The sequence below is a fragment of the Pseudomonas sp. BE134 genome (assembly GCF_031456105.1).
GTDB lineage: Bacteria > Pseudomonadota > Gammaproteobacteria > Pseudomonadales > Pseudomonadaceae > Aquipseudomonas.
The window spans coordinates 40298-61154 of the sequence record NZ_JAVDUA010000014.1 but is presented as its reverse complement, the minus strand read 5'-3'; the positions used below and the strand labels follow the sequence as shown (position 1 = coordinate 61154).

The following is a 20857-nucleotide window of genomic DNA, read 5'->3' as shown; positions in this document are numbered from 1 at the left end:
CAGGGGCCGGGAGTGTTTTGAATAAACAGGAGAAAATCATGCGTTTGGTTCAATTCGAATTGAGTAACGGCGAGCGCCGCGTCGGCGTTGTCGAGGATGGTCTGGTGCATGAAGTGCGGGATGCGCATACCGTTCGTGACCTGGCACTGGCGGCAATCGAAGCAGGCACGAATCTGCAACAGCAGGTGAATGCCTTGGGCCTGGGCACCAGCCATGACTATGCCGACCTGCTGGCCGCGTTGCGCATCCTGCCGCCGCTGGATCACCCGGACCCGGCGCACATGCTAGTCAGCGGCACGGGCCTGACCCATTTGGGCAGCGCCTCGGCCCGGGACAAGATGCATCAACACGCCGGTGACGAAGCGGCCATGACCGACACCATGCGCATATTCAAATGGGGAGTGGAGGGCGGCAAACCGCAAGCAGGGCAGGCCGGCGTACAACCGGAGTGGTTCTACAAGGGCGACGGCAGCATCGTCGTTCGCCCGGGCAAACCGTTCCCGCTACCGCCATTCGCTGAAGACGCCGGCGAAGAGCCTGAGCTCAGCGGCCTCTACGTCATAGGTCACGATGGCAAGCCTTATCGCCTCGGTTATGCGGTCGGCAACGAGTTTTCCGATCACGTCATGGAGCGTAAAAACTACCTGTACCTGGCGCATTCCAAACTGCGCAGTTGCAGCTATGGCCCGGAACTTCGGGTGGGCGAATTGCCGCAGCACCTGGCTGGTACCAGCCGTATCCTGCGCGACGGTGAAGTGCTGTGGCAGAACGAGTTTCTCAGCGGCGAGGCCAACATGTGCCACAGCCTGGAAAACCTTGAGTACCACCATTTCAAGTACAGTCAGTTCTTGCGCCCGGGGGATGTGCACATTCATTTCTTTGGCACCGCGACTTTGTCGTTCGCTGATGGCATCCGCACCCGGGCGGGTGACGTTTTCGAGATCAGCCAGGCCGAGTTCGGCGCACCGTTGATCAACGGCATTGCACCCGCTGAAGCGGCGTTCCTGCCCGGCACAGTTGGCACCCTTTAAGGAGACAGGCATGACTCAGGTTCTTGGACATAACTACATTGGCGGCCAGCGCAGTGCGAGCGGCACGCTCAAATTGCAAAGTGTCGACGCCAGCACCGGCGAAGCGTTGCCGCACGATTTCTTCCAGGCTACCCCGGAAGAAGTCGACGCCGCCGCCAAGGCCGCCGCTTCGGCTTACCCGGCCTATCGCAGCTTGAGTGCGGAACGCCGTGCACAATTTCTCGATGCGATAGCCGATGAGCTGGACGCGTTGGGTGACGAGTTTGTCGCAGTGGTCTGCCGCGAAACCGCGCTGCCCGCTGGGCGCATTCAAGGCGAACGCGGTCGCACCAGCGGGCAGATGCGCCTGTTCGCCAAAGTGCTGCGTCGCGGTGACTTCTATGGTGCCCGTATTGACCGGGCGCTACCGGAACGCACGCCGCTGCCGCGTCCGGACTTGCGCCAGTACCGCATCGGCCTCGGCCCGGTGGCGGTGTTTGGCGCCAGCAACTTTCCCTTGGCGTTCTCAACGGCCGGTGGCGATACCGCCTCGGCCCTGGCGGCCGGTTGCCCGGTGGTGTTCAAGGCACACGGCGGTCACATGGCCACGGCCGAATGGGTGGCTGACGCGATCCTGCGAGCGGCGGAAAAAACCGGCATGCCGGCCGGTGTGTTCAACATGATTTACGGTGGCGGAGTCGGCGAGGCGCTGGTCAAGCACCCGGCGATTCTGGCTGTTGGTTTTACCGGTTCGCTGAAGGGCGGTCGTGCCTTGTGCGACATGGCTGCAGCACGTGCACAGCCGATCCCGGTGTTCGCCGAAATGTCGAGCATCAACCCGGTGATCGTGTTGCCACAGGCGTTGCAGAGCCGAGCTGAAACGGTCGCCCGCGACCTGACCGCCTCGGTGGTCCAGGGCTGTGGTCAGTTCTGCACCAATCCCGGGCTGGTGATCGGGATTCGTTCAGCGCAGTTCAGCGCGTTTGTGCAGCAGGTTGCCGGGTTGATCAACGATCAGCCGGCGCAAACCATGCTCAATGCGGGGACCTTGAACAGCTATGGCAAAGGCCTGGACAAACTCCTGGCTCATGCCGGCATCACGCACCTGGCCGGTAACGCGCAACAGGGCAATCAGGCCCAACCGCAGTTGTTCAAGGCTGATGTCAGCCTGTTGCTCAACGGTGATGAGGTCTTGCAGGAAGAGGTGTTCGGCCCGACCACGGTGGTGGTGGAAGTGGCCGATCAGGCGCAACTCACTGCCGCGCTGAACGGGCTGCATGGGCAGCTGACGGCGACGATCATTGGCGATCCGGCGGACTTTGAACAGTTTGGCGAATTGACGGCTTTGCTGGAGCAAAAGGTCGGGCGGATTCTGCTCAATGGTTATCCGACCGGCGTGGAAGTCTGCGATTCGATGGTCCATGGTGGGCCGTACCCGGCGACCTCTGATGCGCGCGGTACGTCCGTGGGCACCTTGGCGATTGACCGTTTCCTGCGCCCGGTGTGCTTCCAGAACTACCCGGACAATCTGCTGCCGGACGCGTTGAAGAATAGTAATCCGCTGCGCATACAACGCTTGGTGGATGGACAGCCGTCGCGTGAAGCCCTGTAACTGATCGTTCCCCACGCTTCGCGTGGGAATGCCTTAATGGACGCTCTGCGTCTGCTTGGGATGCGGAGCGTCCCGTACTGCATTCCCACGCGGAGCGTGGGAACGATCATGAGTTATCATTGCATCTTTCCCATTCAAAGATTGACTGCCATGACTACCGAAGCCGATACCCTGCTCAACACCCTCGAACACTGCGACATGGTGGAAATCGACGGGTTGCACGCATTCGAATTCTCCCTCGATGACGTCGATAACCTGCACATCGAGTGCATGGATGGGCGAGCGGCCAAGCACTGGGAGTTCACCCCGGCGCAGGTTCAGGCCGCCACCTTCGACCCGACCCTGCAAAGCTGGTTGATCATCGGCGATTCCGGCGAGCACCGGTTGGTGTGCCTGACCGCTATCGGTGGTCATGACGACGAGGACGATGCGCCTGAGAATGCGTAACTTCTGGCCGCTGTTGATCGCCGTCAGCGTCGGCGCGATGGGCGTTCAGGCTGTCTCGGCCGATGAGTACCAATTGCTGGTGGGTTCCTACACGGCGGGTCAGAGTCAGGGGATTTATCGCCTGAACTTCGACAGTTCCACCGGGCAGATCGACGCCAAACCACTGCAAGTGGTCCCAAGCGAAAACCCGTCCTGGCTGACCCTGTCCAAGGATCAGCGTTACCTGTTCGTGGTCAATGAAAACGGCCCGGGTCAGAAAGATCCGGTCGGGCGTGTCAGCAGTTATGCGATTGATTCCAGGACCCATGAGCTGAACCTGATCAATCAGGTCCAGAGCCTGGGCAACGAGCCAACGCATTCCAGCCTCAGCGGCGATGGCAGTCATCTGTTCGTCAGCAACTATTCGGTGGCTGAAGATCCGGGTGGCACTCTCGCGGTGTTGCCGGTGGGTGCTGATGGCAAACTTGAAAACGTGGTGCAGATCAGCAGTCATCCGGCGAGTCGGGTCAACCCCGAGCGGCAAATGTCGGCGCACGTGCATTCGACGGTGTCCTCGCCGGACGGCCGCTACGTGTTCTCCAATGATTTGGGGGCAGATAAGGTCTTTGTCTACCGATTCGACCCCAAGGCCAATCCGGACCTGCCGTTGACGCCCGCCACACCGGCGTCCGTGCAGTTGCCGCCAGGCAGCGGGCCGCGTCATATGCTGTTCAGCGCCGACGGCAAACATGCCTGGCTGACCATGGAAATGAGTGCGCAGGTGGCGGTGTTCGATTACCAAGATGGCAAGCTTGAGCAAACGCAACTGGTCGACCTTGCGGCGGGCCAGCCCACGTCCGATAAAGCGGCGTCAGCACTGCATGCTTCGGCGGATGGCAAATTCCTCTATGTCAGCAACCGTGGCACCGCCAATCAATTGCTGGTGTTTACCATCGATCCTGCGACCGGTCACCTCAAGGAACTGCAGCGACGTTCAGTGGAAGGGGATCATCCGCGCGAGTTCAGCCTCGACCCCAGTGGCAAGTTCGTGCTGATCGCCAATCAGAAGAGCAACCAGGTTGTTGTCGTCGAACGTGACGCCAAGACCGGTCTGCTGGGGAACACCGTGCAGAAATTGCCGATGGACGCGCCGAGCGACGTCAGGTTTCTGCTGCGTCAATAGGCCGCAGGCCCCGGTTGATGGGGCCTGCATCCTTGTATTAATGACGCTGATATTTGCTAATGCTACAAAGCATTTCAAGGCGCGGACCTTCGAAGGTTAAGTTTGCTTCACGGCCCCACCGGGCAAGCAAGCCAACTGAATGCGAGGAATACCGCCATGAACTTCAACCTCTTCTCTGTCATCGCCGCTTCTGCCATCTCCGCCTCCGTTGCTCTGCCAGCCAGTGCCAACGTCGAAATCAGCGACAAAAAATCCCACGCTCAGAGCTACACCCAGAAATACCTGCAACAGAGCGCCAAGTTCTATGCCGCCCTGGATCACAAAACCCAAGCCTGAAATTCAAAGCCTGCACCTGTTATGCAGGAGCGAAGTCATTTGCGTCGATCAAGCTGAAAAGCGTTGAGAAACCTGAGTGATGTCGCTCCTGCATAACGCGTTTACGACAGCATCACATTGCCATCCACGTATGCCTTGATATCACAAGGCCACGAGTTTAGATTTGGCGCTCGGTTTTTGATTCCAACTCTAATAACAAGGATCGACAACATGGCGATGCGTGTGGCTGTGGTTCTTCTTTTTCTGTATTCAACCCCCATACTTTCGGATGTCCAGCCCGTTCCAGACGAGCCGGACGCGGCCCGCGAACGCATGATGAGTTTTATCGAAGACTGAAATAGACTGGCTTAATGATCAACGAAGCTGATGGTCACTATGGATAACCCTGAGTGGTTACCCCGGCTTTTTTGATTGATCCTGTGGGCATCGAAACATGCCCTCGGAGAACATCATGGCCAGCTCAATCCTCACTTTTGCCAAACACGGCGCCTACCTGGCCATCGGTCTGTACATGATCCTGGTGCTGGTCGTCAGCCTTTCGGCTCAATCGCAGCGCACCGTAGATTCACCGATCCAAGTCGCTTATCCCGCCATCCAGTTCGAACACCGCGCCCAAAACGCCGTGGGCGAGCCTGCAGAACGGGTGGGAGTGGTCGGGGCATGAAAGGGCGCAGACTTTGGGTAGTTGCCTTCCTGGCGTTCATCACCAACGGCTCTTCGTTGCTGGGCATCGGGCAGGCCTCTGCAGGTTCCTTGGCTCGCGCCATCGAAGCCAATCACAGCCTCGCACGGAATATTGAAACGCAGAAGGCGCTCGGGTTGCTGGCGGGAAATCCGCCCATTAAACGCCAGCATGATTTCTTCGGGCCGTTCCAGGTGGATTGCTCGGTGTTGCAGATGTGTGAAGTGTTTGCCTGAATCACACGCACCTGTAGCAGCTGGCGAAGCCTGCGTTCGGTTGCGCAGCAGCCGTAAAATCAGCGCATGCGGTATTTCAGACAAATCGGGTAAGCAGGATTTACGACTGCTTCGCAGCCGAACGCAGGCTTCGCCAGCTGCTACAGGGATCGATGCAGTTACTTCTGCATTACGCCAGTAAACAAATCCGATTCCAGAAACCGCTGCAACCAGTCCTGCAACCGCACATAAGGCGTCTGCGCAAACCACTCGCGATCAACATGCGCAAACTGCCGCACGAACGGCATCAGCGCTATATCCGCCAGGCTTGGATGCGCCGCCAGCAAGTAGTCGCGCCCCTCCAGCAACTCCTCAAGCTGGCGCAGAAACACCTCACCTTCGGCTCGATAAAACTCCATCGGTTGCTCGGGATAACGTTCGGCATATTTGTAGCGATTCAGGTGCACTTTGAAGGTCTGATCGTTCGACTCGATCAGGTCCGCGATGTGCGCTTGTCCGGCGGGATCATCCTTGAGCAACCAGTCCTGCGGGTCATTTTGCACCAACGCCCACTGCATGATGGCCAGGCTTTCATCTATCACCCGGCCATCAGCGCTCAGCACCGGCACCGTGCCTTTGCTTGACAGCGCCAGCATCTCTGCGGGTTTGGCCTTGAGGCTGACTTCGACAATGTTCACCGGCACGCCGGAGTAACGCAGGGCCATTCGCGCACGCATGGCGTACGGGCAGCGGCGGAAGGAATACAACGTATTCATTTCACCTCCAGGGTACTCAGGCCATTGCCTTGGCGACGGACCTGAATTTGCACCGGTATCCGTTCATGCATTTCCTGTACATGGGAAATCACCGCGACTTTGCGGCCCTGAGCCTGTAAACCGTCCAGCGCGTCCATGGCCAGTTGCAGGGATTCCGGATCGAGGCTGCCGAAGCCCTCGTCGATGAACAGCGATTCGATTTTCAGCGTGCTTGAAGCCATTGATGCCAGGCCCAGGGCCAGGGCCAGTGACACCAGGAACGTTTCGCCGCCAGACAATGAATGCACCGAACGCAGCTCATCGCCCATCTCGGTGTCCATCACCAATAACCCCAGCATGCTGCCGCCGCGTTTCAGACGATAGCGGCGTACCAGTTGCCGCAACTGCACGTTGGCATGGTGCACCAGCAGGTCGAGGTTGTAGGCCTGGGCGATCTTGCGAAAGGTGTCGCCGGTGGCCGAACCGATCAAAGCACTCAAACGCGCCCAGCGCTGGTACTCGGTATAGGCGTCGGCGATCTGCCGGGCCAGGGCCTGATTGGCATTTTGCCGGCGCTGATCCTCGGCCTGTTCAGCGCGAAGCTCGGCGCAACGGTGTTCGCTGGCGGTAAACAGGTTTTGCAGTTCGGCCAGCGCGGTGGTCAGTTGTTCGGCATCGAGATGGCCGTTGTGTTGCGCCTGATGACTGAGCAGGCGCTTGTCCCGCTCCTGCAGCAAGACCTTGGCCTGTTCGATGGTTTTTTCGCTGTGCTGCAATTGCTGGCGCAGTTCGCCGAGCTGTTGATCGTCGACGCTCAGCAACGCGTCCAGACCACCGTCATCCAGTTCCGGGTGCTGCGCGCGCCAATCGGCGATCTTGCTGCTCAGCTCGCGGTCTTCGGTTTCCAGTGCCTGTGAGCGTTCCTGCCGGGCCTTGAGTTCGGCCGCCAATTGCACCAGGTGCGTGCGCACGGTTTGCAGTTCCTGATTGGCCGCCGATTCGGCCGTGCGTGCCTGTTCGACGGCGTGATCGAGTTGCTGCTGCCATTGCTCGGCGCTGGCGTGTTCGCCCAACAATTGAGTCAGGGTTTGCTGACAGGCCTGCTGTTGCGCGGCGAGGGCATCGAACTGCTGTCGGGCGGCATCCTGTTGCTGAACGCGGGTCTGTTGGCGGTCCTGCTCTTTCTCCAGCGCCTGCTGACGTCGCAGCTGGTCGCCAAGTTCATCGCGTTGCTGATCGAGTTGCTCCAGGCGCTGGGCAATCTGCCGGTCGATCTGCATGAACGTCGCGGCGGGCTCGTTGCGCAAAGCCTCCAGCGTGTCGCTTGGGAGCAGGGTGCTGAACGCGGTCAGTTCTTCGTCCAGGCGCTGGCGATCGCTGCTCAACTCGCGTTGCTGGTTGCTCAAGTGCTGCGCCGTTTGCTGGCTTGCGGTTTCGGCACTGCGCAGTTGTTGCTGAAGGCGCGCGGCGTCCTGTTGCAAGGTGAGCAGGGCGGTCTGGCGCTGTTCGTCCTGGCTAATGCTCTGATTCAACTGATTGTTTTGCTGCGCGAGCCAGGCATCGCGTTTGTTCGCGTCCTGAGCCATTAATTGCGTCGACAACGCATGCGCTTCGAGGCTAGGCGTCAAGGCTTGTTGCTGGGTGGCGAGCTGCTCTTGCTGCTGTAACAGCTCTTTTTGCTGAGCGATCATGCCGCCGACTTCTGCGCGCAGGTCAGTGAGTTTTTCTTTCAACTGGTCGACGGCTTTCTGCGCGTTGGCCTGCTCGCTTTCATCATGGCGACCGAGGCTTTGCAACAGCGCTTCGGGCTGGTGATAAGGATGATCGGGACTGCCGCAAACGGGACACGGTTGATCGTCCTGTAGCTGCTCGCGCAGTTCTTCGACGCTGGCGCTGCGGGCCAGTCGCTGACGTTCCAGCAGTTCGCGGGTGACGGTCAGAGTCTGTTCGGCGACGGTCAGTTCGTTCCTGGTTTTTACCCCGTCCTGGGTCAGGTGATCGCGTTGTTGCTGTGCGCTCAACTGGCGTTGTTGAAGCTGCGCGCTGCGGGTGTCCAGTTCTCGCTGGCCGGCCCACAGCCGTGTCAGTTCTTCGAAAGCCCGTAGTTGCTTGCGGTTGTCCTGCAACAGATTGCCGAGCAACTGGATCTGTTCAGCCACGGCTTCGGGTTCAGCGCCAGCCTCTTTGTAGAGCACTTCCAGCTGCTGTTTTTGCGCGGTGAGTTCTTCGGCTGCGCGAGTTGCGCTTTGTTCCAGGGTCGCCAGTTCGGCCTGCCCCTTGTTCAATCGATTGCCGATCAACATCAGCTGTTGCAGGCGATCGCGATAGGCGTTCCACGCCTCGCTCAGCGGTGCCAGAGGTGTGCTGAGTTCAAGCTCCCCGGCGATGCGTTGCAGGCGTTCGGCAACCATTTTTTGCTGATCAAGCAAACCTTGAATCGTGCTCTGGCCCTGAGTGCAGGCCAGTTCGGCTTGCTGCTTCAGATCGGCACTGAGGCTCGTGTCCTTGACCAGACGGGCGAGGGTGCTTTGTGCTTCAAAGGCCTGGCGCAGCAATGGCGCATTGTGGGTGTACTGGTTTTGCGCCTCGATCAGAGCGGTATGGGCGCTGCTCAGGCTCTGTTCGAGTTGAGTCTGGCGCTCAGTGAGTTCCTGTTGCTGTTGCGTGTGTAGCTGAATCTGCGCAGCCAACGGGGTGAGCTGCGCGGTGAGTTCAGTCTTGCGCGCAAATTGATGCCGTTGCGGGGCCAACTGTTCCAGACGCGTGAGTTTCAGGCGTTCGCCGACCAGACTGTCCCAATGCTGCTGCGCGCTGGTCAATTGTTCAGTGGCGCTCAGTTGCTCGTCCTGCAACTGGCGCAGGTCTTTGAGCCAGGTGTGTTGCAGCTCAAGCTGCTTGAGCTGCGCTTGCTGCGTCTTGAGTTGCTGCTGGGCCTCATTGAAGCGCTCATCCAGTTCGGCGCGGGCTTCGGGCGCAAGCGGCGTCACGCCGGTGGCCTGGTCCTGCAACAGCTTGTGCGCTTCACGCGCCTCTTTGGTCTTGTCGAACGCGCGGCGACCCAGGCGTGTGTAGAGCGCAGTGTCGGTGAGCTTTTCCAGCAGTTCGCTGCGTTCGTTGTCGTTCGCCTTCAGGAATGCACTGAATTCGCTCTGGGCGAGCAGCACGGCGCGGGTGAACTGCTCGAAGTTCAGGCCCAGTACGGATTCGAGCTGGGTCTTGAACTCAACTTTCTGGCTGGCCAGCAGCTGATCCTGATCGATGTCCCGCAAGCTCTGGCGACTGGCTTGCAGCTTGCCGCCGGCTTTCTCCCTGGCGCGATTGGCTTCCCAGCGCGCGCGATAGCGACGGCCGTCGATGCCGACGAAATCCACTTCGGCGTAGCCCTCGCCGGTACCGCGACGCAGCAGCGTGCGCGGGTCTCCGGTGCTGATTTCGCCATCGGCGTCCGGCGCTTTGGCAGACACTTGAGCATTGCTCAGGCGGGGTACCGCGCCAAACAGCGCCAGGCACAAGGCATCCAGCAAGGTGCTTTTGCCAGCACCGGTGGGTCCGGTAATCGCAAACAGACCGGCGCTGGCCAAGGGTTCTGCCGTGAAGTCGATCTCAAAGGGCCCGGCCAGGGAGGCAAGGTTTTTCAGGCGGATCGCGAGGATTTTCATGGTTGTTCGCTCTCCATCTGCACGTCTTGTAGCAGCTCGGCAAAGTCCTTCAGCGTTTGCTCATCGACCTCGCTGCCGTAGTTGTCCTGCCAGGCGCGGCTGAACAATTCCTGAGGCGTGAGTTGGTCCAGTTCCACGAGGGTAGTGCCGTCATCGACACCCTCGCGGCTGCCATTGCCAGCGTATTCGGCGGCGATGCGCACCAGGCGCACGGCTTTACCTTGCAGGGCGGTTTCTATCTGATGGCGCAGGTCGGGTTGTGGCTCGTCCAGCCGCACCCGGACTTCCAGCCACGGCTGGCGCTGGATGTCGGCCAGCAAGTCGATGTTGGGCAGGTCGGCCAGTTGCAGGAGGATTTCGGCCAGCGGCGCCGGGCCGATGCGTTGCAGGTTGACGGCCCGTGGAATCAGCTTCGGCTCGACGCTGACCAGGGTCTCGCCGTCGAGCGTGATGTCGAGAATCTGATGCTGATAACCGATCTCGGAGAACGACAGCGGAATCGGTGAGCCGCTGTAGCGGATGCGCTCTTCGCCGTTGACCTTCTGCGGTTTGTGCAAATGGCCAAGGGCGACATAACTGATGCTCGGCCCGAACAGACTGGCAGGCAGGGCTTCGGCGTTGCCGATGATCAGGCTGCGCTCGGAATCTTCCGATACGGATCCACCGGCCATGTGCGCGTGGCTGATCGCAATCAACGCCTGACCGGGTGTGCGCTTGGCGTTGGCCGCTTCGATCAGCCATTCGTGAACCTGGCCAATCCCGCGCAAGTAATTGTCGCCCAACTGCGCGCCGGTGACTTCGGCAGGGCGCAGGAACGGCAGCGCCAGGCACCAGCCGGCAATCTCCCCGCTGGCATCGGGCAACGGCAGCAATAGGCGTTCGGCATCCAGTTGACCGTCATCGAGCCACAGCACCCGACCGAGCGCATGGGTGCGCAAGCGGCGCATCAACGGCGCGGGCAATTCAATGCGCGAGCCGGAATCGTGGTTGCCGGCGATCATCACGATGGTCAGCAAGGGTTGCTGCTCGTGGGCGCTGACGATGAAATCGTAGAGGCGCTCCTGGGCTTTGACCGGTGGGTTGACGGTGTCAAAGATATCGCCGGCGATCAGCAGCACATCGGGCTGGTCCAGCTTCAGCTGGCGCAACAGCCAATCGAGAAAACAGGCGTGCTCGAAATCGCGTTCCTGGCCGTGCAGATTCTGCCCGAGGTGCCAGTCGGAGGTGTGGAACAGACGCAAGGCGTACTCCGTTGGAAATAAGGTGATGGCCGCGGGGGGAATGAGGGCGGCTAAAGGGGAGGGAGTTTACTGGCAAACAGTCTCGTTGTGGCGAAGCACTATTTTCGTGGCTTGGGGCTTATCTGTGGCGAGGGGGCTTGTCGGAATGCAACACCGCCCCGTTGGGTCGCGAAGCGACCCCAGCAATCTGCTGTGAAAACACGTCATGCCCGGCGCTTGTCGGTCGGGTTCAACCGCTGCACCTCGGCAAAAATCTCGGTGATCGGTCGCCGTGGCTGACGTTTGTGCACGGCGCGGACTTGTGCGCTCATGCGCAGCAGAGCTTCGCTCGGCTTGGCCCACCGTTCCTTCGGCAGCGGTTCTGACCATTCACGCATTGCCTCGGGCAACGCTTGTTGACCCTTTTCCTTGAGGCGACGGATTTCCCATTCGGTCAGGTGGTTGGGCAAGGTCCAAAGCGTCATCACGTGGTACAGGTACCAGAAGAAGCCGGACACTCGACCCCGTTGGCCGTCGCGGATTTGCTGGTGCATACGGGCGCGGGCGTTGTGGAAAGTGTGCAAGCCTTCGTGGGGCGGGTCGTTTGGGTCTTGTAGGTCTTGTGGGTCCTGGATGGATTTGAGGTCGTGGATTTCGTATTCCATGTAGCCACGAATCGCTTCCCAGTGGCTGATGGCCGGGGAAAGACCGAAGCAGGGAAATTCGACGCTGGTGAGGGTCTCGCCGTGCTGGAAACCGATGCCCATGCCGTATTGGCGGTGGATGCCGTACTGGGTGGCGCCTTGGGCTTCGATAACCCAGGCCGAGAGGGATTCCCAGGGGACGAAGACGGGTTCGGTGGCGTCTTCGGGCATGAAGCAGACTTCGCGGCGTTGGCGGTTGAAGCGGGTGGGGATGATGGCGGCGCGTATGTTGTGGGTGTGGTGCCAAGTGCAGAGGAGGATGGTCAAGGCAGAGAAACCGGTTATCAGGGCTATTCCGTAGGCCTCATTGAAAACCCCTTCTATGGCATGAGAAATATCGTCCCAACCCATCCCGAACACAAAGAACATGAAGCCGACAAATAGAGGTATCAAAAATGCGATCGAGAAGGCACCGCTGAATGGCCCGCCTAATATGAGCTGCCATGAAAACACTTGGGGCGATCCCAAGCCAAAGTCCATGTACACCTCATTCAGATCCCCGATATGCGGACCATGCGGCGGCATCGCTGTCGGCAGTGGCAACGGCGCGAGATAAGTGATTTTCCCACTGGGAAACGGCTCCACATCTCCGGTTTTTCGGGGTTGCTCAAGGTGCGGCGCAGGCATCGGCTTATCAAGGTTGTGCGGCATGGTCGGCCAACTCCAGCAAATGGGTTTCAACCAGCAACATGGGCGGATGCTCGGTAACGGATTGAGGGGACAAAGCCGGAAAGCGGCCGTCACCCCGAGGGTTCAGGTGAATGACCCGAATGTGGGAAACCCACGCGCCGTTGGCGTTCAAGGTCTGGATACAGACGGCCAGCTCCAGTGTTTCGGACGCAGGGGTAAATGCGGCGTCAGGATCCACGGGATATTGCAGGCACAGCACCAGCCGATCGGGTCCTGTTTGGACGATGCGCAGGCTGTTTGCGACTTCCTCACTGATGACGTCCTTGCGTTCTCGCGGCGTGCCACGGCTGTGGAGGGGAATGGCAATGCGGTGGGCGCCGATCCCCAGGCGATGAGTCGGGTGTCCGCTAAGAGGCGGTTGAAAATCGTTGAGTTTGAGCCTTGGCAGCACCAAGTGAATGTCACTGGGCTGGGCTTTTAGCAGCAAGTTTTTCAGCCACGAGTCATGGTCATTCGGACCCAGTTGCGCGTACGGGGCGTTGAGCAAATAGGCCAGATAGCGCTGATATTCATCCAGGGTATGGTTGCCGCGTGTCTCGGAGTCCAGGCTCCAGGGGGTGGTTTTCAGCCATTTATCATGGGCACTGAGGTTGTAGCGGTTGTACAGCCAGGTTCCGCCCAATTCCAAAATGGTGAACAGGGCGCCGGCTAGATTGAAGCGGAAGAATACGGTTGAGAGACGGGTACCCGCAGCGGCCCACGCGGCCGTTCTTGCAGCAGTGTTTTTTGCGATCAACACGTTAAATGCAGCACGACCGGTGTGACTCAAACCATAGGCATTGACGGTCGTCATTCCGGCCGCCCCCGCTGTCGCGAGCGCTGCACTATTCTGCGCTGCAGCATTCCCGCTACGCGTCGCCTGTTGCCAATTCTGGTGGTGGTTGATGAGGCTGACCATTGAAGATGCAAAACCAAAAAGGTAAGTAAAGAAACCCAAGCCAACATGCAGCTTGCCCATCTGCACATGCACATTCTGCAAGGCGTGGTGTTGAAGTCCCGCGACGAGTGCAGCGCTACGTGCCTTTAACGCTGTATCGGCGAGACTTTGCGCCGCAGTGAACCCGGCGGCCCCGGTGGTCATCGCTGCATTAAAAACGGGCATCCAGACTCGCTTGTTCCTGGATTGGTTGGTCAGTTCCCTGATGACCGAAACCAAATTCACCCCCTGCACCAAAAACACCAACAACCCCATCCCTTCGCTCCGAATCAACTTCCCATTCGGCACCGAGCTAACCCCCTGCCGAATATCCTTCAACAAACTCCGCACCTCCAACTGCTGCGCCGGCGGAAACACTACCGTCACCCCCGCCCGAGCCGGCGTCGCGCCGTACAGACGCGCCGACTGATCCGGCAGTTCCGCAATCGGGCTCAACGCCCCGGCCAACCGGCCTTCCAGTTGCGTCAACTGCCCGCGTACCCGCACGATCTCACCCTGCAACTCCACTGCCCGTGGCGTCTTGTGCCCCGCCCGGCTTTTGTTGTGGGTGAGTTGGTTGCGTTCACGGGTCAGGGTTTTCAGGTAATCGCGCTCCCTGAGCAGTTCCTTGAGGTTGGTTTGCAGCGCCGCTTGTTCCGCCGGGCTGGCGACAGTAAAGGTCACCCCGGTGGTTTTCGCCGCATCGAGTATCCGCCCCGACAAGGCTTTGGGCAGGCGTCGAAACAGTTCGTCTAGGTCAGGGATTTTTTCACCCGACAAGTCAAACCCTTCCAGCGCCCGGCTCAGGCCCAAGTTCAGCGCGGGACTGAGGCTGTGCTGCGCCGCGTCCGCGACGGCGCGGGTGTGTTCGGGCAAGTCGTCGAGAGCCGGCAGGTGCGCTTGTTCGATTTTCTGCAGTTCGCCCAGCCAGTGCGGCAGGTTGTTGAACATCCCCATGCCGGCGTTGAACAACGTGGCGTATTGCGCGGCCCGTTCTGGCTGAAGGCGCAGGGGCAAGGTGTAGAACAGTGGCCGAGTCAATTCCGGGTGTTGTTCCAGAAAGCCCAGCATTTTTTCGCTCGCATGGTCGCTGCGGCAGATGTCCTTGAGACAGGCGTATTCGGCGGAGAAGGCCTGGTGGAGTTGCTGTTGATCCTGCGCGTCGTAATACCAGGCCGAGCGATGGAAGCGACCGGCACCCACCAGCAGGTTGCGGTCGGCGGTGATGCGCTCGAGCAAGCGGTTCCAGCGACCAAGGTCGTCGCGATGCTGAAACAGTGCAGCGTCCATGGCCGGACGGTCGATGAAATCATTGACCCCGCGTTTGCCACTGAAACTGGAGCCTTCGAGCACATCGATGATGCGTTTGTTTTGCTCTTGGCTGAGTTTTATCAAGGTATCGAGGTGACGTTCGACGAATTCGTCGGGCGCGACTTTGAAATGTTGGCGAGCGTAGTAACGGCGGTCTGCCTCGTCACTGGCGCGGCTATGGGCGGTGAAGTCGGGTGTGGCGCCCTGGTACTTGGCGAGTTTGAACGCTTCGGCATGCGCTTCTTTACGCGCTTGCTCCAGTGCCGGGGGCACGGGAGCGTCCAGCGACTCGACCTTGCCGCCCTTGTTCAGGTAATCCAGCAAGGCTTTGCGGGTGTGCTCACGATCCGGCTCCGGCAGCTGTTCCAGATCGCCAAAAAGCGCCTGGACTCGAGGATCGTCGCTGGCCTCGGCCAGATTACCGATATCCGCCGGGCTGAGCTGGCTCAGGGACTGGATATAACAGGCCAACAGGTAATCGCGTTCGTTGTGGTCGGCATTGCTCCAGTCGTCGACCCAGCCGACTACAGTGTCCTGATATTCGGCCAGATCACGCAATACGCCGAGGTCGTCGTGGACCACGAGGAACAGCGTGTCGTCCTGATAAGCCGGGCGCACCCGCCCGAGAAACTCACCGATGTGCGCCTCGCGAAAGCGCTGCGGCTGCTCCCACAAATAGGGTTCACGTTCGTGCTCGGGGGCATCGCTGACGTGCACCGTCGGCAATAAAACGGCGTCCGGCGGCGACTCGGTTTCCTGTTCCACGCGGTCTTGTGCCGCTTGCACCTGCCGTGCCGGATCGGTCGCAATCTCTGCCAGCCACTGTTTGCCTTGCTCGACCGTCAGCAGATGCTCGCCACCGGTTTGGCAATGCACCGGGCCGAGTTCGACGGCCTGCATGAAGTGCTCGCGTTCGTCACGGCTGTCGAGCACTTGCGCGCATTTGGCCGCCGTCCACTGCACTTCGGCGAAGGTCACGTGCAAGGTGCTGCGCCTCGAAAACACCAGTGCAGGACGCTCTTCGATGGGCGTGCGTTGATCGTTGTCGACCTTGGCGCCCTTGTGCAGCAAGGCGCTGACCAGTCCGTTGAGTACCTGATATTCGTGCAAGTGGCCAGTCACGCTGTCGATCAAGTACAACCAGCCATCGCGCAGCAGGCGAATGCCCAGCGGACGGGTCGTCAGGGCATACGGCAGCTTCAGTTCGGTACTCGGGTCAAGGGGCTTTTCCACCACCCCGTAACGCAAGGGCAACAACTGCACATGGGTTTGACGCAAGGGGCAGGCACCCAGAGAGCCGACGGGGGATTTGGATGCCGCAGCGGCGGCGAGGTTGGCGGGTGAAGTCATGGGTGGCCTCGTTGGCTGGCCCACAGGTGGGCGAGGTCAGCGGCCAGCGCCACGCGCTCGCCGGGGGATTGCAGCGATGGTGTATGCAGCAATCGGTTGATGTGCGGGTGCTGATCGAGCGATGAGCCATCCAGCGAGGCCATGACGTTGGCGTAATAAAACAATTCGGACTGGCTGCTCAAACCCAGCGTGCTGGCCTCAGCCTCCAGTTGCTCGAGCATTGGCCAGCGTTCGGCCACGGTTTCGCCGCCATGGTGTTCGGGGAAGTGCGTGAGCAGATGAGCGTCGAGTTCGAGCAATACTCGGCGCCGATCAGCGTGGTCCAACGCCAAATTCTGATCAGCGCTCAGGCGATAGGGCGTTAGCAATTCGGGGCACTCGGCCAGGCGGGGTTGGTGCTGTTGCCAATTAACCTCGACACCGTCGGCGGTCACCACGCAGGACAGTGGCCCAAACAATCGCTGATCGCCGCTACCGAACAGGATTCGCGCCACGGCAGCGTCAGCCAGTCGCAGCAAGACCGGCAACCCCTCTGGCAACTCAACCGTCAGCAGTTTGCGCAAGTGCTCAGCGACGGCGTGCGCCGAGTCCCGGCTGAACAACAGCACGCTCGATTCCTCGTGTGCGTACTCCAGATAAAACTGAACAAGTGGCTCGTCAGGTTGTTGAACGGCCACCAACAGCGGTGAGATATCCCGCAGCGCAGTAAACGACGGGCAGTCATACAGCGCGACGGTGCTGGCGCCGGAATTCAGTTGTTTCAAGCGCTTCGGCAAATCACTCAAGGTCGCGCCGTCCAGCAGCAGGAAAGCCTGTTGCTCGCTCCAGGGCAGGTCTTCAGGCAGAGAGGTCGGAAGGTTCATGCTTGGGCGGCCTCGCAAATCAGGCAGCGCGAGGCGCGGGTTGAAATCAACGCCTGGCGCTGCTGTGCCGTATCGAACGTCACTTTCAGCAAGGGCAAGGCTCCAGGCATCAGCGGCTCGGCTGCCATTCCCACGGCCGGGGCACCTCCCTCTAGAATCGGCACGCTGCTGAAAATGCCTTCGGGCCCAAGCGTCAACCATTGGCCGCCAGCCTTGATGGTCAGGTGCGCTCCGGCATCGATGACGACTTGTTGCCCGGCACTCAGGTGAATCTGTTGCGTGGCGCTGAGTCGCTGACTAGTGACGCGGATATGTTGATCGCCATGGATCAACAGGTGATCGTCCCGTTTCAGTTCGGTCAGGCGATTGCCGTGGGTGAGGTGCTGTTCTTCGCCACGCAGGTCGTGACTGGTGATGCCACCGACCACCACGGTGCGCTGGTTATCGACTTGAATACGTTCGTCATTGAGGACCAACTGGACGAAATCACGCTGGGCGCGCAGGGCAATCTCTTCGGCACCCTTTTTGTCCTCAATGCGTAGCTCGTTGTAACCGCCGCCACCGGGGCTGCTCTGGCTGCGAAAAATGCTGCGGGTGTGCTCGGCAGGCAGGTCCAGTGGCACCGGCGTCGAGGCGTTGGGCAGACAGTTGAGGATAAAAGGTTTGTCCGGATCACCTTCGGTGAAGCCGACCAGCACTTCCATGCCGACCCGGGGGATCAGTACGCTGCCATATCGGTCGTGGGCCCACCCAGTAGCGACGCGCAGCCAACAGCTCGATTGTTCGTTGTTCTGGCCCTCCCGGTCCCAGGGCAGTTGAACCTTTACCCGACCGTATTCATCGCAGTAGATTTCTTCACCGGGCGGGCCTGTGACGATGGCATGTTGGCTGCCCGTTATCCGCGGCTTGGGATGTTCAAGAGCCGGTCGGAATATGACGTCCCAAGGTGTCGCGACGAAGTGGTTACGGTAGCCCTGGCTGAAATCTTCCTGTGGACTGGCATCGGTGATCGACTCCTCAAGCACTTGGGGTTGCAGCCCAACATGCTCGACTCCAGTCAGTAGCCACAGACCATTCCAGGAAGCGCGGGGGTGCTCGAACATGTCAACGAAATGGCCGCAACGCAGGTGGCGTTGATTACTGCGGCCATTGGCTTGCCGATAATCGGCCTGGTGGCGTTCCAAGGCCCGATTGGCCAGTTGTTTACCACGCTCACGATGAGTGAACTGACCTGGAAAACGGTAGTCCTCAAGGTGCGGCAGTTGCAGGGTTTTAGCCCCGCTTTCCAGTTTCAGGCGCGGCTTCTCGAAATCGTAGTCACCGCGACTGACGTGGGTCGGGCGGATTTGCAGACTCACGTTGAAACGATCAATCACGGGGTCTTCGGCGACCATACCGCTGTCGGGCCTGTAAGCGGTTGACTGGTGGGGTTTCGAGAAACCGGTCTGATCGTCGCCGAACACCAGCACGTGACCATCGGGGCCATGTTGAAAATGAAAGTGCAGACCTTCTTCCTCACACAACCGTTGCAGGAAGTGCAGGTCCGACTCGTACTGGACACAATAGAGCCGCTGTGGGTACTCGGCGCTCAGCTGGAAGCGCCAGGTATTGGCCTGCAGACCTTGATCTTTCAGCACCTTGGCAATGATTTGCGGCACGTTCAGGTTCTGAAAAATTCGTTGGTTATGACAATGGGCCAGATAGGCGACATGAGGCACCAAGGTCATTTGATAGCGGGTCAGGCGTGTGCCGGAATCACCTTGGGCGACTTGATAGACTTGCCCGTGGATGCCGCTGCTGTCAGGACCGAAGCTCAGAAACGCCGAGCGATGCAGCAGCGACTCAAGGTCCAGGTCGGGACGTTCGCTGACCAACTCGAGTTTGACTTCGTAAGGCTGGTTGAGTCGCTCCTTGGCACGGAACTCCAGTACCTGAAGGTCGTGGAGGAAACCATCTATGTCGAATCTGAATACGACGGGTTTGGCAGCATTGAACATCCACATGTCCCAGTGTCTATCGGAAGGCACGGGACTTTGCGTGGATCGTCAAATTGGCGCAGTCAGACAGATCGTTGTTTGGCGTAGGACGAGTCCGTTATGCAGGGTGGCTGTCGAGGGCTCGGACCTGACGAGGCATACTCCAGAGATAAAAGTTACAGGCAAAACACCGGGGGCAACTGGCGTTGGGTCTCCGAATTTTGGATGACTCATCCGGTCAGGTTCGATTTCGACGCGGTGCGCGTGATCGATGTACCTTTGCCAGCGAAACGTCTGGTGCTGTTGTGCACCATCAGGGAGTTGTTCAGTGCCTATCGGGCCGATTGTTTAAGGAAGCGTCATGACCCAACGATCACTTCAACTCGACCAAGTGTCGTTCAACCTGCCCGACGGGCGGGTGCTGTTCGATCACTTGAACCACACCTTCAGTACCAGGGTCACGGGAATCGTCGGCGCCAATGGCTGTGGCAAATCCCTGCTTGGCCGGCTCCTGACCGGGGAGCAACTGCCCACCAGCGGTAATGTCCGTCGAGAAGGGCGGGTTTACGCCATGGCGCAGTTACTGGAACCGGAGCGCTATCCCAGCGTTGCCGCACTGGCCGGGGTCGACCATATTCTGGCGGCGCTGGAGCGCATAGCCCAAGGCAGCGTCGACGATGACGACCATTCGCTGGCGGTCGACCAATGGGATTGCGCCACACGCCTTGAGGCAGAACTGCAGCAGATTGGCCTGGGTCATTTGAATGCCGACGCGCGCACCGACGCACTCAGTGGTGGCGAGCGGCAACGGGTGGCGCTGATGGGAGCGTGGTTATCTCGGGCCGACTGGCTCATTCTGGATGAGCCCAGCAACCACCTGGATATTGATCAGCAACAAAAGCTCGCGCAGCAGATCAATCGCTGGCCCAACGGCCTGGTGTTGATCAGCCACGACCGCGGACTTCTGGAGCACGTGAACGAAATCGTCGAGCTTTCGCCCTTGGGGCTGGCAGTTTATGGCGGCAACTACAGTCAGTATGCGGCGGCACGCGAGCAGGAACAGCAGTCGTTCCAGTCGGCATTGCAAGGGGAACGGGCTCAGGCCAAACGAGAGCAACGTGAGATGGTCGTGCAGATGGAGCGCCAGCAACGGCGTAATGCGCGCGGCGACCGTCTGGCTCGTGACGGCAATCAGACCAAGCTGATCACCAATGCCCAGAAAGAGCGCAGTGAAAACAGTCAGGGAAAGTTGCGCCTCAATCAACAAGTGGCCCGGGAGCAGCAGCAACAACGGATCGCCGAGGCTCGTGCGCGGTGTGCGCCGGACATACAACGCATGATGTTGTCCCCGGAAAGCGTAGTGCCCAACGGCAAGCTGATTGTGCAGCTCAACGACGTCATTCTCCCATTCGGTTACGCGGCGCCGGTTAATCTGACGCTGACGGGCCCCACGCGCATGGCCATCCTGGGCGCCAACGGCAGTGGTAAGTCTTCCCTGTTGCGAGTGATCGCCGGCCAACTGCCAGCGCGTGAAGGCGAACTCATCCGCAGTTGCCATGTCGGCTGTCTGGATCAGCACGCCGGTTTGCAGTATCCGGAACGCACGGCGGTGAAATGGCTCTACGAGAGTAATCCGGAGTTGCCCGAGGCCGAGGCACGGACCCGCCTGGCCCAGATGGGGATTGATGCGGATCGTGCGATGCTCAAGACCTGCCAGTTAAGCGGTGGAGAACGCCTGAAAATTGCTCTGGCTGCGCAGCTGTATGCACAGCGACCCCCGCAATTACTGTTGCTGGACGAGCCGGACAACCATTTGGACTTGCCCAGTAAAATTGCGCTGGAACAGATGCCCAATCAGTACCAAGGGGCATTGATAGTCGTCTCTCATGACAGCGCTTTTTTACAGGCGATTCATCTGGACGCTGAGTTTCATCTCAACATTTAGAGGG

Annotated in this window: 16 protein-coding genes; 9 read left to right on the top strand and 7 right to left on the bottom strand. The window is 59.7% G+C overall.

Features of this window, described 5'->3' with window-relative positions:
* Window positions 1-38 precede the first annotated feature (38 nt).
* The 8 genes from araD1 to J2Y56_RS13560 all read left to right on the top strand — a co-directional run bounded on the left by araD1 (window position 39) and on the right by J2Y56_RS13560 (window position 5485).
* A complete protein-coding gene (gene araD1, locus J2Y56_RS13595; protein ID WP_310350666.1) occupies window positions 39-1031 on the top strand; it encodes an AraD1 family protein in 993 nt (330 codons plus the stop codon).
* Between the two features lie 10 nt (window positions 1032-1041).
* Window positions 1042-2622, top strand: a complete 1581-nt coding sequence (locus J2Y56_RS13590; RefSeq protein WP_310350665.1) for an aldehyde dehydrogenase (NADP(+)) — start codon at window positions 1042-1044, stop codon at window positions 2620-2622.
* Window positions 2623-2772: 150 nt separating this feature from the next.
* On the top strand, window positions 2773-3069 hold the full coding sequence (locus J2Y56_RS13585) for a DUF5629 family protein (protein ID WP_310350663.1): 297 nt from the start codon (window positions 2773-2775) through the stop codon (window positions 3067-3069).
* Window positions 3062-4231, top strand: coding sequence for a lactonase family protein (locus J2Y56_RS13580; protein ID WP_310350660.1), 1170 nt, complete (start codon window positions 3062-3064; stop codon window positions 4229-4231). The genes J2Y56_RS13585 and J2Y56_RS13580 overlap by 8 nt, the downstream gene beginning before the upstream one ends.
* A gap of 156 nt (window positions 4232-4387) precedes the next feature.
* Entirely contained in the window at window positions 4388-4567 is a 180-nt protein-coding gene (locus J2Y56_RS13575; RefSeq protein WP_007944614.1) for a hypothetical protein, read from the top strand.
* A gap of 210 nt (window positions 4568-4777) precedes the next feature.
* The gene (locus tag J2Y56_RS13570; RefSeq protein WP_007944616.1) at window positions 4778-4903 is read left to right on the top strand and encodes a hypothetical protein; all 126 of its coding nucleotides are present in this window, start codon (window positions 4778-4780) and stop codon (window positions 4901-4903) included.
* 115 nt (window positions 4904-5018) lie between these two features.
* Window positions 5019-5231 (top strand): hypothetical protein, encoded by a 213-nt coding sequence (locus J2Y56_RS13565; RefSeq protein ID WP_007944617.1) that lies wholly within the window; start codon window positions 5019-5021, stop codon window positions 5229-5231.
* Window positions 5228-5485 (top strand): hypothetical protein, encoded by a 258-nt coding sequence (locus J2Y56_RS13560; RefSeq protein ID WP_007944619.1) that lies wholly within the window; start codon window positions 5228-5230, stop codon window positions 5483-5485. Before J2Y56_RS13565 ends, J2Y56_RS13560 begins: the two co-directional genes overlap by 4 nt.
* A 158-nt stretch (window positions 5486-5643) precedes the next feature.
* Here J2Y56_RS13560 and J2Y56_RS13555 read toward each other — a convergent pair whose 3' ends face one another.
* The 7 genes from J2Y56_RS13555 to J2Y56_RS13525 form a co-directional block, all read right to left on the bottom strand.
* The gene (locus tag J2Y56_RS13555) at window positions 5644-6240 is read right to left on the bottom strand and encodes a glutathione S-transferase (RefSeq protein ID WP_310350656.1); all 597 of its coding nucleotides are present in this window, start codon (window positions 6238-6240) and stop codon (window positions 5644-5646) included.
* Entirely contained in the window at window positions 6237-9878 is a 3642-nt protein-coding gene (locus J2Y56_RS13550; RefSeq protein ID WP_310350654.1) for an AAA family ATPase, read from the bottom strand. The genes J2Y56_RS13555 and J2Y56_RS13550 overlap by 4 nt, the downstream gene beginning before the upstream one ends.
* Entirely contained in the window at window positions 9875-11119 is a 1245-nt protein-coding gene (locus J2Y56_RS13545) for an exonuclease SbcCD subunit D C-terminal domain-containing protein (RefSeq protein WP_310350651.1), read from the bottom strand. The genes J2Y56_RS13550 and J2Y56_RS13545 overlap by 4 nt, the downstream gene beginning before the upstream one ends.
* Before the next feature lie 203 nt (window positions 11120-11322).
* On the bottom strand, window positions 11323-12453 hold the full coding sequence (locus J2Y56_RS13540) for a hypothetical protein (RefSeq protein ID WP_310350648.1): 1131 nt from the start codon (window positions 12451-12453) through the stop codon (window positions 11323-11325).
* Window positions 12437-16069 carry a toxin VasX gene (locus J2Y56_RS13535; RefSeq protein ID WP_310350645.1) on the bottom strand — a complete coding sequence of 1211 codons (3633 nt, stop codon included), beginning with the start codon at window positions 16067-16069 and terminating at the stop codon, window positions 12437-12439. The genes J2Y56_RS13540 and J2Y56_RS13535 overlap by 17 nt, the downstream gene beginning before the upstream one ends.
* Complete coding sequence (locus J2Y56_RS13530) at window positions 16066-16932, bottom strand: DUF4123 domain-containing protein (protein WP_310350642.1); 867 nt, start codon at window positions 16930-16932, stop codon at window positions 16066-16068. The genes J2Y56_RS13535 and J2Y56_RS13530 overlap by 4 nt, the downstream gene beginning before the upstream one ends.
* Window positions 16929-18929, bottom strand: coding sequence for a type VI secretion system tip protein VgrG (locus J2Y56_RS13525; protein WP_310350639.1), 2001 nt, complete (start codon window positions 18927-18929; stop codon window positions 16929-16931). The genes J2Y56_RS13530 and J2Y56_RS13525 overlap by 4 nt, the downstream gene beginning before the upstream one ends.
* A 340-nt stretch (window positions 18930-19269) precedes the next feature.
* Here J2Y56_RS13525 and J2Y56_RS13520 point away from each other — a divergent pair, with 340 nt between their 5' ends.
* The gene (locus J2Y56_RS13520; RefSeq protein WP_310350636.1) at window positions 19270-20853 is read left to right on the top strand and encodes an ATP-binding cassette domain-containing protein; all 1584 of its coding nucleotides are present in this window, start codon (window positions 19270-19272) and stop codon (window positions 20851-20853) included.
* Window positions 20854-20857: the final 4 nt, after the last annotated feature.